The following is a 12,887-nucleotide window of genomic DNA, read 5'->3' as shown; positions in this document are numbered from 1 at the left end:
ATATGAGCCATTTAACTTTTTTGTTGGCCGTTTTGATCACTGCTGAACGTCTAAACCTTGATTATGACATTCACATCACCGATGGCGGTTCTAATGTGAATCTGTCTGTTATGAACAATGAGTTAGGTGAGCCAATAGTTCGTGTTATCACTGCAGATAACGACAGTTTCCAGGATGAAATTCAAAGTCTAATACATAACGATAAAGCCGAAGCGTTTGGCAAGGTAGACTGTGATCACTTCAAAAAAATGATTCCTGCCAATATTGGCGCGATTAGCGATACCGAGGGCACAAGAACTTTCGCATTTCGGCCGGTTCCGACGGTGGATGATGACCCCGACGTTTATGAAAATTTGCACGGTATTGCTGAAGTATCAAGTTCAACCCAAAAACTAATAAGCATAACGCTCACCAACGACGGCGCTTTTTCGCCGTCGTTTGGCTCCACAATTCATCGATTGAGTTTAGTAATCGAATGCTTTTCTCTGACTGAGCAAACCATGGTTCTGAAACACTATGAGTTGATCGTGCAGGGCTCGGCATTCCTAGTGCCTTTTGAGGAGCGGATGAAGCGAACCTATAGCAATTATCGATGGTCCAATCCGAGCTCACACTAATCAGATGTAAAATTAACCTAAAACAACAATAACGGAGTTACCTATGAGTAAAAATCTTAAAAGAACAGCTGCCTACAGCGCTTTAGCTTTAGTGCTTGGATGTGTCGCATTTTACGCATCGATGGAAGATTATCAGAAAGAGAACTTTTCAAAGTTAGTCACCCAGTTCTTTTCTGGATAGGTTTTTAAGTGGGTCATTGCCATAGTTATTAAGTCGCGGTGCCAGGCCTCCGAAAAAATAAGCAAAGGCAAGGCGAGTGAGGGAATAGGACAATGACTTCACCTGTTTTTTACCGCGTTAGGGTTAGAGGTCATCATTTTTTTCATTCCATTATTTGAGTAAGAATTATGAAAAAGATATTTGCAGTGATTTTGCTACTCCAGCTGTCGGGTTGTAGTTTAATTAACATCTTTAAAATGCGTGCAGAAAATGACGATATTCAACCTCTTTGGCAGGGTGAGCAACAGCAATATGTACTCGACACTAAGTACATAGGCGTAAAACCTCATGTGCTGATATCGATTGATGGTGAAACGCAGTTCCTTATGCTTATTGATACTGGACTCTCGTTCTCCATGTTATTCGACACCGAAAAGGTGCGAAAAAAGGCGTTTGAACGTGATTATGAATTGCCAGTTTTTGGCTGGGGTAATGACGAATCTTCGGTGGGGTATAAAACTGAGGTTGCTGAGGTAAATATTGGCCCCGTGAGCGTGCAAAATTTTAGCTTTGCTGTCGTTCCAGTAAGTCAAAGTCACTATTTTATCTCTGACCAAGAAATGATTTTTGATGGTGTTATTGGTAACGATTTCTTGAAACATTTTGCATGGATTTTTGATTATCAGGCAGAGCAAGTTACCATTTCCAACGTTTCTATGGTTCCAAGCCGAGAATCGACAGTTCTTCTATTCGAAACTAGCTCACGAAAAATCAGTATTCCGGTTACGCTTGATTTTGGCAATCAGCAACCGGACGAAATTGATGTCAAAGTTGATACGGGTAGCCGCCACTATTTGAAGATAAACACTGCTTATGTCGAGAGCCGTGAAATTCAGCTACCTGCTCCATTGGTAGAGGCTGCAGATTTCGGTTTGAGTGGTAAAGCGGCGCATCAGCGGTTTCGTCTTCCGAAGCTAAGCATAGGCGACCTTGAACTTGAGGGCGTCAAAACTAACCTCATTTTTGCTGAAGACGAGGATGATCTTAATGTCATCGGGAGCGCACTGTTTGCGCATTATCGAGTGGGCATTGATTACCTAAATCAAACCATTAGCTTTACTCCTTATTCCGAGCAACCTTTTTCAAGTCGCTTTAATCTCTCGGGCCTTGAATTAAGAGAGCAAATCGACGGAAGCTTTATTGTCAGAAACGTTGCTAACGGTTTTCCCACCGAAGGTTCGCCTATTGCAGTTGGTGATGTCATCGAAAGTATGAATGACATTCCTACCAGCGAGATCAGCACATCTCGTTGGTTAGATACGGCAAACACCCCAGGTGAACTAAAGCTTTGTATTCGCGATAAGCAATGTCACTCGGTTGTGCTTCAACCTATCCCTGGTTTCTCAACACTTTTACCAACGGAGTAAAATTGATCCGCCTGAGGCATCATAGCCGCACGTTTCAATAAGACAAGGCTGCCTAACATGCTAACTCAGGAGCAACTAGTGGACATTCACGTTTTACACCGACAGGGATTGAGTAATCGCGAGATTGCGCGCCCAACGAAGTTAGGCCCTTATGAGGCATATCTTCGGGAACGGATTAAAGACGCTGAGCCTGATTGGATACCGGCAACGGTTCTCTTTCGGGAAATCTCAGGCCTTACCAGATGATTTAGGTTTGAGCAAATATTAGGCCAGACAAAGGGCCAGTAAAGAAAAAGTGGGTAAAGGTCATCTGTGATTTAAAGATGACTTTAACTCATGAAAAGACAAGTTATGGAATTTGAAGGCGGGATACTCTGAATCCCTTTGATGGCGCACCCGACAGGAGTCGAACCTGTGACCTCTGCCTCCGGAGGGCAGCGCTCTATCCAGCTGAGCTACGGGTGCGCATTGAGCATGAAAAGCATTCAATGCGGGGGCTTGCGTGCAAGCAGGCGGGAATTCTAGGGAAAAACGGTCGTATTGTCTACCCACTTCATCGATTAATCACTTGTTTTCAGGCGCGCTGTGGGGCATGTTTAGCACAGTTTCGTGTGACTTAAGGAAGTAAACATGAGTATGAAAAAGAGTGTATTAGCTATTACTTTGGGAACCTTGCTGACTGCGGGCGTGGCTTTGCAGAATGAGGCGTTGGCCCAAGCGTCGTTCAATGATTACGTGCAGACGCAGCATAAATTTGAGCATCAGCATATGGATGACGTTGATGTCTTGGTGTTATTGGCGGCGGAAAATGAAGATGGCAGTATCGCTTTGCCGCAAATGTGGGATGCCGATACGCGCGCTATGATTGCAAACGCGTTGGAGTTAGAAGAATTCACCGGCAAACAAGGGCAGCAGGTGGAGCTGTTGGCGTTACCCAATTTTTATGCGAAGCGTTTGTGGGTCGTGGGAACGGGCAGTGACATCGCGCGAACTGACGCTGAAAAACTAGGTGCCAGCCTCGCAGCGCAGCTCAACGATAAGGCCGAGACGGTGGTGGTGCATGCTAAAGGTTTGAGCGACACGCAAATCGCGGCGATGGCGCACGGCATGGACTTACGCAACTATCGTTTTGACAAGTACAAGAGTGAGCCGGCACCACGTCCAGACTACACCGTGCATTGGCATGGTGATGACGGCGATGCGGCTGCTGCTGCCTACGCAAACACTCAGCCGCTTGCGCACGGTGTATTTGTGGCGCGCGATATCATCAACTTGCCGGGTAGCGACGGCTATCCGCAGGCGATTGCGGAATTAGCGCAAGTGGCGGTCAGTGGTTACGATGACATTAAAGCGACGATTTATACGCCTGAGCAGGTCAAAGAAATGGGCATGGGTTCATTGTATGGCGTGAGCCAAGGTAGTCAGCATAAAGCTTATATGCTCGTGCTTGAGTACGAGGGTGGCGCGGATGAAGCGCCTATCGCCTTGGTGGGTAAGGGTAATACCTTTGACACCGGCGGCTACAACTTAAAAACCTCAGGCAGCTCAATTGTCCGTATGCAGACTGATAAAGCTGGCGGTGCGGCGGTTATTGGTGCAGTCATGGCGCTTGCAGGTAAAGATGCTCAGGTGAATGTGGCCGGCGTGGTACCGCTGTCTCACAACCTTATTTCTAGCACAGCAACATTGCCTGGAGATGTTCTAGTTGCCGCAGATGGAACCCGAATTGAAGTTGTCAGCACTGATGCGGAAGGGCGTTTAATTCTGGCGGACGGCATTTGGTATGCCCGCGATAAGCTAAACGCTCGCGCGATTGCAGATATCGCCACTTTGACCGGTTCTAAAGTTGGCGCGGTTGGCACCGACTATTCGGCGGTGTTCTCTGATCATGAAGATCTGCTGGCGGCGATGAAAACTGCCGGAGAAGAGACCGGTGAACTGGTGTGGCAATTACCGCTAGGCCCTTACGACGGCATCATCGATAGCTGGCTTGCTGATGTGCAAAACGTAGGTTCACCAGGTGCGCAAGCGGGTGCACGTTTCTTACAGCACTTTGCCAAAGATACGCCGTGGATCCACATCGATATGGCCGGTAATGCGTATGGCACCGGCGCGAATGGTATTCATCCGGCCGGTGGCAATGGTTACGGTGTGCGCCTACTCGCTGAATGGGTTGAAAACTACAACGCAGCTGGCAACTAACCTATTTACGGCTCGACGCGTTCGAGCTGTAAGTTATGAAAATCAAAGCTGAAATCGGTAAAAGGTGCGATAGCTTCAAGCGTCGCGCCTTTTATTTTGTTCGCGCGATCGACGTTAAAATCGATAAAGGCATCGGCTTCGAGTAGCGGCTCGTTCCAGCGCACCACAAAGGTATCGCCGTTGTAGTGTTCGAGGCGGCCTTTGAGTAACTCGGTGTGGGTGAAGCTAATCAGTAGCTCATCTTCCTCGAGCGCTACGATGACATCGCCATACCAAGCGTCGCGATAGGTACCTGCGTAATTTGGCAGTTCGAGGGCAGGGCGCTTATGCGCAGGCTGCGCCAAGGCGAAATCAGCTTTTTCCTGTATCGATTTACGATAATCAGCCTGTTGTTCAGTCACCCAATCGCGATCGGGGAGCTCCAGCAAGTCTTCGAGGGCTTCTTCGGTAATCGCTGTCAGGCCGCCAAAGGCTTGCTGATTACTCAGCACCACCATGCCAAATTCATGTTCGGGAATTAGTGTGGTCAACGACAACATGCCAAGAATGCCGCCGCTGTGCGAGACGTGCTTCACGCCATGATAGTCTTTGACAAACCAACCGAGTCCGACACCGCGAAATTGTGTCGCTGGATTGCCGTTTGCGGTTAATGGTGTGGTGACATTCCACATGGTGTTCTGTGAAGCTTCGCTAAACAGTTGCTCACCGCTTGGGCTGGTGCCTTCGTTAAGTTGGGTAAGTAACCACTTACTTAAATCGTTAACGCTGCTAGCCATAGCGCCTGCAGAGCTGAAGTCCTCTAAAAAGTCGAGTGGGAAGCGCTGCAGCTCGCCGTCGTATTCAATGGTACCGACCGCTACGTTGTCATATCCTTCGGCAATGTTCGAGAAGCCTACTGCGGTATTTTGCATATGCAGCGGCTGCAAGAAGGTTTGCTCAATGTATTCGGCGTAGGGCATGCCACTTACGCGGGCAATAATTTCGCCAGCCATCACAAACATGAGGTTGTTGTAGGCAAAACCTTGGCGTAAATCACGTTGTACCGGTACATGGGCGAGACCTTCGATGAGATCGGCGGTGGTTTTATCGGTATTGGGCCAAATCATCAAGTCTCCAGCGCCAAGTCCTAGTCCTGAGCGGTGGCTAAGCATGTCACGAATGGTGAGTTCAGCGGTAATGTTTGGATCTGCCAAGCGGAGTTCCGGCAGGTGTTCGATCGCTTTGTCATCCCAGCTAAGCTTGCCTTGCTCGACTAAGGTAGCGATGGCTGCGGCGGTAAATGCTTTGGTGTTCGAGGCAATACCGAACAGGGTATCGGCAGTCACCGGTTCATTGGTCGCGATGTCGCGCACGCCAAATCCTTCGGCCAAAATGACTTCGCCACGGTGTACGGCAACAACCGCAACTCCCGGAATATTAAGCGCTTTTAGAGTGTTATTGGCGGTTTCGCGGATTTTGTCCGCACTCACATCTGCCGCCAGCCCTTGTGCGCTGTAAGCTGGCGCCGCCAGCAACAGCGCAAAGAGGGCTGCCCTTCCTTTGTAAGTTTTTGTTTTCATTGGGAGTTCCATTTTGCTGTTGGGGCTTGTTAGCCGAAGACTAGGCGGTTGCGGCCGCTGGCTTTGGCGTCGTAGAGGGCGGTATCGGCAGCATTGAGTAACTCGGCGAGTTCGCGGCGGCTATTGCTGCTAAAGATGATGCCGATACTTACCGTTAATTTGATTTTCTGACCCGCCACTTCGAATTTCTCTTGCTCAACTTGCTGGCAGATCTGCATGCCCAGTAACTCGGCCTGGTTATGGTCGGCGTTGGGCATGGCTACCGCAAACTCTTCACCGCCAACGCGGGCGGCTACGTCTTGCTCACGCAAGTGTTCGCGAATGATATCGGCGATGCGCTTTAAGCAGGCATCACCGGCCGCGTGGCCGTAGCGGTCGTTAATGGCTTTAAAGTAATCGACGTCGATCATCAGCACCGCAAAGGGTTTGCGTAGTAAGCGGTTTTTTGCCAACAACAAACTGCTGCGCTCCCAAAATGCACGGCGATTGTACATCTTGGTCAGATCATCGAAGTTCGCTAACTCGAGCAGCCGTTGTTCGCTCAGTGAAAAGGCAAAGACTGGGAACAACATGGCAGTGCCGGTGGTTAGGTACAAATGTGTCATCAGCATCAAGTTCAGAATTGGCTCGACCATAGCGAGCTTGACCTCTGAGAGGTTCTGAAACAGCATTCCGGCCATGCCAAGCATCAAGCCGCCGTGGGTCAAGAACAACAAGAACAGTACGGTTTTGGTCAGCGCTGGCGCTTGTCGAATGGTTAAAATATAAACGGCGGCAAATAAGTAAACTGACGCACACACGACCGAAGTAAAGGTTTGTGCATGAATGGGTGCATGGTAAAGCAAGACCAACGGCAGGGCGGTGTAGCTAATGACTAAAGCGACTAACTTTAACGAAACGGGCGCTTGTTGTTGATACTGGCGCAGGCCGTGCAGCGCCAACAACGGCGAAAGCACAATCAACACGTCAGCAGTGAAGATCGTTAGCCACGGTTGGTCAATATAAACGCGTAAACTCGCCGCCACGGCGGCTAAAGCAAAGACAAAGCATGCGCATGCCCAGGTAAGAAAACTTTTCTGAGTCCGTCGCACTTGATAAATGACCAGCATCAATATGCCGAGCAGCACATTGAGACCAACCGCGGTGACGACGAGAGTGGGTAAATGCAGTTCCACAGCGCACAAGCTCTTTGTTGTTGTTATCTTTTGTCAGAATAGCCCGTTACGCCACAATTCACCAGTGGCGTTTTTTATAACCAACGAGGCCATAGTAGCCAATTACCGCGTAGCCGACGAGCAGTAGCGCATAGCTATTTTTCGGATCGAAGCCTTGGGCGAGGGCGCCATACACCAGCGGCAAAATGGCGCCACCGGCAATGCCCATAATCAAGATAGCCGAGCCGCGTGCGGTAAATTTGCCGAGGTCGGCTAATGCGAGCGGCCAAATCGCTGGCCACACCATGGCATTGGCGAAACCTAATAACGCTAAAAAGGCAATAGCATCAGGAACTACCGCGATACCACTCCAGCCCCATAAGACCGAGGCGATAACGGTACTCTGTTCGGATGAGACCAACAGCAAACCGCTGAAGATCAAGCCTAACAACGCAGAACCGGTAAGCGCGCCTTGTTGACTTAACACGCGTGGAATCAGCACTAGGCCCAACACATAGCCGATCACCATGGCAACCATCACGTACGAGGTCAGCGTGCTGTAATTAGCTAAGCCGAGGCGAGAACCATACAAACCAATAGTATCGCCGGCAATGACTTCGACGCCCACGTAGAAGAATAGGGCGATAGCACCGAGCACCAGCTGTGGGTATTTCAACACCGACTCATGCACTGGTGCGTCAGAGGGAGCTTCTTCTTTGATATGGGGTAAGCGCACCAAATAGAAGGCGAAGGCCAGTACGAACATGGCAATACCCATGCCGACATAAGGTGGAATGACTGCTGCGGCCATTAAACTGACCTGCTCGGCGCGCTCCGCAGCTGCGAGTTCGGCCATCGATGCGGCGCTGACATTGGGAAAATCGGCTAGTACCAACCAGGTGAAGAAGATCGGCGCGATAACGCCAGCAGCCTTATTCAGAATACCCATAATGGCGATGCGCGCGGCCGCAGACTCTTGTGGACCAATGCGCACAATATAAGGATTCGACGCAGTTTGCAGAACGGTCAAACCCGAACCGACGATAAACTGCGCCAACAGAAAGATGGCAAAAGTTTGGTAGGTCGCCGCCGGTATGTAAAGCAAGCAGCCGATACCGATAACCGCTAAGCCCACCGACATGCCGTTTTTGTAACCGGTGCGCTCAAGCAACCATGCCATTGGTAGTGCCATCACCACATAGGCGATGTAGAAGCAGAAGGCAATCAACATTGCCTGCAGTTCGTTCAAATCAGAGATGATTTGTAAGAACGGAATCAAGGCGCCGTTCAGCCAGGTAACAAAACCAAAGATAAAAAACAGTAAGCCAATCGCGAGCATCGGGATTAAGGTTGGCATGCGTGAATATCCTTATGCAGTGGTTCGCCTTGTTGCCATAGCTGAACCAGATTCAAATCGTTGTCGAGCAGGACCATGTCGGCTTGGCAGCCAACGCTGAGTCGACCGTAGTGCTCAAGACCAAGCATTGTGGCTGGGGTGGTACTGGCCATGACTGCGGCATCTTGCAGCGTCACGCCGCACATCTGCACGGTATTGCGCACCGCCTCCATCATGGTTAAGCAGGAGCCAGCGAGGGTACCATCAGGAGTGGTCAGCTTGTCGCCGTGGCGAATGATTTCGGTATCAAAAAACGGCACTTGCTGCGCGTCAGTGGCAGCTAATGCCATGGCATCGGTGACCAACATCATTTGCTCGCGGCCTTTGGCACGAAACGCGACTTGGCAAGCCTGCGGGTCAACATGATAGCCGTCGACGATCAAACCGGCGTAACAGTCGCGGGCTAGCGCGACACCGACCATGCCGGGTGCGCGAGACTGCAACGGTGACATCGCATTATATAAGTGGGTAAAACCAACGGCGCCGGCGTCTAGTGCGGCATTTACCTGTGCAGCGCTGGCGTCAGAATGACCTAGGAAGACACGAATACCTGCATCGGTCAGTTGTTGAATCACTGCTGGCTCGACAGTTTCAGGGGCTAGAGTGACCATCACCACGCCTAGCTCCGCATCACTGATCAAGGCCAGCTCTTCTGCTGTTGGTGGACGAATAAATTGTTCACTGTGCACACCTTTGCGAGCGGTGCTTAACCATGGACCTTCAAAATGCACGCCAATAATCCCGGCTACGCCTGCAGCGCGCGCGGTTTTTATCGCGGTAGCAGCATCGGCCATGGCGGCAAAGCTATCGGTAATTAAGGTTGGCAGCATGGCGGTGGTGCCATGCGCGCGATGCGCACGCATAATGTGCGCAAGACCCGCGGCATCGCGTTGTTGATTAAAGAGCACACCGCCACCGCCATTGACTTGTACGTCAATAAACCCCGGCACCAACCAGCCTTGGTAGACAGGTAAATCGTGCTGCGCTGGGGCATCCTCGATCACGGTTAAGCGTCCGTCGGTGAACGCGATTTGTTGATTTTGACGCCAGCCTTGCGGCGTTAAAATATTCTCACAAACAAACATTAGCGTGTTTCCGTTACTTTTTTCAGGCCCGGCGGGGCATCGGGGTTGAGGCCCTGCTGCACCGCAAGCTGCTCGAGTGCTTGATAAAATTGCTGCATCAGCGCAATGGGCTGGAGCCGCGGGTGCAATGCGCCAGCTGCTAAAAACGGCACAATATGGGCACCACGCGCCGCGACATCGGCGATTTGTGCTTGATGATAGGCTGCGCCTTCGTCATCGATTTGACAATTCACCACCGTCAAGTGCTGTTCCACCAAGGTGACTGGGCCGTGCAAGAACTCAGCACTACTGAAGGCCTCAGCCTGAATGCTGAGCACTTCTTTTAGTTTCAGCGCCATTTCGCGGGCAATGGCATAACCAAAACCGCGACCGAGCACCACGCACTGCTTTAACTGTTGAAAGTCGGCTAATGCGAAAGCTTGTGCGGGGGTATTTTGCAATTGCTGGGGTAATTCTTGCAAGGCTTGTTGCAAGTCAGCATTGTCTTGCCAAGCGGCGACTAGCGAAACCAGCGCTACCAGACTGGCGATATAGCTTTTGGTGGCGGCGACTGCCAATTCCGGACCGGCATGCAGCGGTAGTACATCATCTGCCACTGCTGCTAAGGGAGAATCAACGTTATTCACTAAGGCGAGCACGCGCGCACCGCCGGCTTTTGCGCGTTCGGCTTGCGCCACAATGTCGGGACTTTTGCCCGATTGCGAAATACAGATGGCGAGCATGCCGTCCAAGCGCAAAGTTTGCCCATAAACACTGGCTATCGAAGGGGCCGCGGCCATCACTGGCACGCCGCACTCGACTTCAATTAAATACTTGGCGAATACGCCGGCGTGGTCTGAAGTACCGCGACCAATCATCATCACCGCGCGCGGTGGCTGTGCACGTAACTCGGCACCAAGGCGCTGCAAGCAAGCCGCATTGTGCGTTAATTGTTGCCGAACCACTGTTGGGATTTCAGCAGTTTCACGGGCCATCAGAGAGCTCATTTAGAATCTCCTGTAGCAAATGAGCCACCGCTTTCGCGGCCGCAAAATAATGCGATTGCACCCCATTCGGGACCTTTTTGGGCAGTGGTGATAGCATCGCGCACATCGGCATCGAGCCATTGGCCGAGCACCCCAGCAACACCGCCGGTTAACACTAGCTGGCCTTTGCTGCGCTGCAACGCTTTGCGCGCGATATCACTCAAGTACTGACAACCTTGCTGCACTAGTGCTAGTGCCACCGGTTCGTCGGTCGCGGCGAGATCAATAATCAGCGGGCTAATTTCGCCAAACACGCCGGGTGGAGCTTGATTCAGGCGGTCGACCAGCGCGGTGGGTGTCAGGCATTGATAATGCTCGCACACTGCATCACTTAACGGGCCTGCGGTAACTACGTTATCTAACGCTTCAAGCGTATAGGTCACCGCTTGTTTACCCAACCAAGCGCCACTGCCTTTATCACCGAGCAAAAATCCGTGGCCGCCGAACTGAATGACTTCGCCGTCAACCAAAGCCGCCGCGCAAGAGCCGGTACCGACAATCAACACCGCGCCGTTAGCGCCAGCATGCGCGCCGAATAGGGCGGTATGTAAGTCTGAAGCAAAATGAAACGCGGCAAATGGATGATACCAAGCGCGCAATTCTGCTGCCGCCGACGGTAAATTGGCGCCAGCGAAGCCACCACAAACCACTACTTCACTTAAAACTTGTGTGTCGAGCCCCGCGTTGGCGACCGCTAGCGTGACTGCATTGACAATTGATTGCTGCGCCGTTTCACCATGGCGCGCGATGTTGGCAGAACCGGCAACGCCAGCCCCAAGCAGCTTGCCACTGGCGTCATAGAGCTCGGCACGACACTTGGTGCCGCCGCCATCTACACCGGCGTAATAAGTCGCTTGCATCAGAAATACCTTAACTTTGCTGCAAAATCATAAGAAATATACTGCCACACTTTGCCCTTTAAGTTGTAATACTTTATTCTTAGAAACAGAATAACAAGGAATTAATTAATGAAAAAATCGACAATCGCTCTGTTTTTAGTCCTTTTTCCGCTCACAGCATGCAGCCAAGCACAAACAAATGGGATCCCGCCAGCACCAGAAGGCTTGGCTTATTACGATGACATTATGGGCGCTCCTCCGCTGCTGCCGGCGAATGCCGAACCGGGTTGGCAACAATGTGCGCCAGCGGTAGCGGCTGACAGCCAAACCTATCGTACCAGTCAAGAAGTGGGAATCGATGAGGGTTGGGTCGAGGCCACGGCGCACGATTGGCAGGCGCTCCCCATGAGTGCTGAAGACGGCAAGATCACCGTCATTGATTTTGCCCAAAAAGACGGTCAAATGGCGTATCGCTATTTGGCCAACGCCAATACTCAAGACGATTTGTATGAGCCGTGGAGCTCTTCAAAAATCATGGCATTTGTGGGCGTGATGTCACTGTTGAGTGATAATTTTGCGCAGCCCGATACCCTGATTGGTGACGTTAAGCTTGCCGACCTCATCACCAGCATCAACAGCTACGAGGCCTCTGGCAAGGCAGATGGTAATTCTAATGCGCTGGCCTACTACTTGGTCAATCTGGCGGGGCGTGATTATCTGACCGCACTTTTCCATGACGCGTGGCTTCGTATCGGTCAACCGCAAGTGATGTTCCGTGGTGCTTATGGACCGGATGCGTTCCAGCCTACGGATCTTTATTGGCGCACGCCGTCACGCCAGGTCGCAGCGCAAATTGTGTCGCGCGACAGCGATAGTGGTTCGCGCAGCTATCGCTGCGATGACTGTGGCCTAACTGGCAACAAGCCAATGACCACGCTCGCTTCAGCTGAATTTCTTAAGCGCCTTGCCGCACACAAGCGCGATCGGCTCACACAAATGCCGGGCCTTAGCGATGCTGCCGTGCAAATGTTGTTTTACGGACTTGGTCACAGTGACAATAGCGCCAATGCGGGTGGCATGATGGCCGGTGCCAGTCTTACGCCGCATCGAGCAATTGCTGCGGCGTTGCAACAGCAGTTCCCAGAATTACAAGGACTCAGTGTGCAACAGACGCTAGACCAAGCAACCAACGGCAATTGGCGTATTTTCCACAAACTTGGTGCCGGACCTAGCGAAACACGCGGTGCTAGCGAAGTGGTCGCACTGGCGCATATTTGTTTGCCGCTGGCCACGGGCACCAAAGAATTTACCTTTGCTGCGCAGGCCAGTGTCGACGACAATAGTTACGACCATGTCGGCTTAGCCGGTGCCAAACTCGAGCGTTTGATTGAAAACGCGGTACGCGAACTCATTCAACCTTAAG

Annotated in this window: 11 protein-coding genes, 1 tRNA gene and 1 pseudogene; 6 read left to right on the top strand and 7 right to left on the bottom strand. The window is 51.3% G+C overall.

From position 1 onward, the window contains the following. Positions 1-2: 2 nt before the first annotated feature. From ACJ8W9_RS08440 to ACJ8W9_RS08425, 4 genes and pseudogenes are all read left to right on the top strand, one after another. A complete protein-coding gene (locus tag ACJ8W9_RS08440) occupies positions 3-617 on the top strand; it encodes a hypothetical protein (protein WP_411360831.1) in 615 nt (204 codons plus the stop codon). 43 nt (positions 618-660) lie between these two features. After that, entirely contained in the window at positions 661-798 is a 138-nt protein-coding gene (locus ACJ8W9_RS08435; RefSeq protein ID WP_411360830.1) for a hypothetical protein, read from the top strand. Positions 799-965: 167 nt separating this feature from the next. After that, on the top strand, positions 966-2,204 hold the full coding sequence (locus ACJ8W9_RS08430; RefSeq protein ID WP_411360829.1) for an aspartyl protease family protein: 1,239 nt from the start codon (positions 966-968) through the stop codon (positions 2,202-2,204). A gap of 57 nt (positions 2,205-2,261) precedes the next feature. Further along, a pseudogene (locus ACJ8W9_RS08425) lies at positions 2,262-2,441 on the top strand (IS21 family transposase); the annotation flags it as partial. Between the two features lie 151 nt (positions 2,442-2,592). Here the strand turns inward: ACJ8W9_RS08425 and ACJ8W9_RS08420 are convergent. Then, a tRNA-Arg gene (locus tag ACJ8W9_RS08420) sits at positions 2,593-2,669 on the bottom strand. 165 nt (positions 2,670-2,834) lie between these two features. Between ACJ8W9_RS08420 and ACJ8W9_RS08415 the strand changes: the two genes are divergently transcribed. Beyond that, positions 2,835-4,406 carry a leucyl aminopeptidase family protein gene (locus tag ACJ8W9_RS08415; protein WP_411360828.1) on the top strand — a complete coding sequence of 524 codons (1,572 nt, stop codon included), beginning with the start codon at positions 2,835-2,837 and terminating at the stop codon, positions 4,404-4,406. A gap of 5 nt (positions 4,407-4,411) precedes the next feature. On the opposite strand, the gene ACJ8W9_RS08410 is transcribed toward ACJ8W9_RS08415, so the two are convergent. The 6 genes from ACJ8W9_RS08410 to ACJ8W9_RS08385 are packed head-to-tail and all read right to left on the bottom strand — an operon-like array spanning position 4,412 to position 11,485. Then, positions 4,412-5,965 carry a serine hydrolase gene (locus tag ACJ8W9_RS08410; RefSeq protein WP_411360827.1) on the bottom strand — a complete coding sequence of 518 codons (1,554 nt, stop codon included), beginning with the start codon at positions 5,963-5,965 and terminating at the stop codon, positions 4,412-4,414. 29 nt (positions 5,966-5,994) lie between these two features. After that, positions 5,995-7,140, bottom strand: coding sequence for a diguanylate cyclase (locus tag ACJ8W9_RS08405; protein WP_411359847.1), 1,146 nt, complete (start codon positions 7,138-7,140; stop codon positions 5,995-5,997). Positions 7,141-7,198: 58 nt separating this feature from the next. Beyond that, a complete protein-coding gene (locus ACJ8W9_RS08400; RefSeq protein WP_411360826.1) occupies positions 7,199-8,476 on the bottom strand; it encodes a sugar MFS transporter in 1,278 nt (425 codons plus the stop codon). After that, the gene (gene nagA, locus ACJ8W9_RS08395; protein ID WP_411359849.1) at positions 8,464-9,600 is read right to left on the bottom strand and encodes an N-acetylglucosamine-6-phosphate deacetylase; all 1,137 of its coding nucleotides are present in this window, start codon (positions 9,598-9,600) and stop codon (positions 8,464-8,466) included. The genes ACJ8W9_RS08400 and nagA overlap by 13 nt, the downstream gene beginning before the upstream one ends. After that, positions 9,600-10,586 carry a glucosamine-6-phosphate deaminase NagB-II gene (nagB-II, locus tag ACJ8W9_RS08390; protein WP_411360825.1) on the bottom strand — a complete coding sequence of 329 codons (987 nt, stop codon included), beginning with the start codon at positions 10,584-10,586 and terminating at the stop codon, positions 9,600-9,602. The genes nagA and nagB-II overlap by 1 nt, the downstream gene beginning before the upstream one ends. Beyond that, the gene (locus ACJ8W9_RS08385) at positions 10,583-11,485 is read right to left on the bottom strand and encodes a BadF/BadG/BcrA/BcrD ATPase family protein (RefSeq protein WP_411360824.1); all 903 of its coding nucleotides are present in this window, start codon (positions 11,483-11,485) and stop codon (positions 10,583-10,585) included. The genes nagB-II and ACJ8W9_RS08385 overlap by 4 nt, the downstream gene beginning before the upstream one ends. 108 nt (positions 11,486-11,593) lie before the next feature. Between ACJ8W9_RS08385 and ACJ8W9_RS08380 the strand changes: the two genes are divergently transcribed. Next, entirely contained in the window at positions 11,594-12,886 is a 1,293-nt protein-coding gene (locus ACJ8W9_RS08380; RefSeq protein WP_411360823.1) for a hypothetical protein, read from the top strand. Position 12,887 lies beyond the last annotated feature (1 nt).

This window comes from Pseudidiomarina salilacus (assembly GCF_047323925.1).
Lineage (GTDB): Bacteria > Pseudomonadota > Gammaproteobacteria > Enterobacterales > Alteromonadaceae > Pseudidiomarina > Pseudidiomarina salilacus.
This window is presented reverse-complemented; position numbering and strand designations above follow the sequence as displayed.

Bases quoted from the DNA above. Each gene is read 5' to 3' on its own strand.
- ACJ8W9_RS08440 (WP_411360831.1), top strand. From the start codon at position 3: ATGAGCCATTTAACTTTTTTGTTGGCCGTTTTGATCACTGCTGAACGT.
- ACJ8W9_RS08435 (WP_411360830.1), top strand. From the start codon at position 661: ATGAGTAAAAATCTTAAAAGAACAGCTGCCTACAGCGCTTTAGCTTTA.
- ACJ8W9_RS08430 (WP_411360829.1), top strand. From the start codon at position 966: ATGAAAAAGATATTTGCAGTGATTTTGCTACTCCAGCTGTCGGGTTGT.
- ACJ8W9_RS08415 (WP_411360828.1), top strand. From the start codon at position 2,835: ATGAGTATGAAAAAGAGTGTATTAGCTATTACTTTGGGAACCTTGCTG.
- ACJ8W9_RS08410 (WP_411360827.1), bottom strand. From the start codon at position 5,965: ATGAAAACAAAAACTTACAAAGGAAGGGCAGCCCTCTTTGCGCTGTTG.
- ACJ8W9_RS08400 (WP_411360826.1), bottom strand. From the start codon at position 8,476: ATGCCAACCTTAATCCCGATGCTCGCGATTGGCTTACTGTTTTTTATC.
- nagA (WP_411359849.1), bottom strand. From the start codon at position 9,600: ATGTTTGTTTGTGAGAATATTTTAACGCCGCAAGGCTGGCGTCAAAAT.
- nagB-II (WP_411360825.1), bottom strand. From the start codon at position 10,586: ATGAGCTCTCTGATGGCCCGTGAAACTGCTGAAATCCCAACAGTGGTT.
- ACJ8W9_RS08385 (WP_411360824.1), bottom strand. From the start codon at position 11,485: ATGCAAGCGACTTATTACGCCGGTGTAGATGGCGGCGGCACCAAGTGT.
- ACJ8W9_RS08380 (WP_411360823.1), top strand. From the start codon at position 11,594: ATGAAAAAATCGACAATCGCTCTGTTTTTAGTCCTTTTTCCGCTCACA.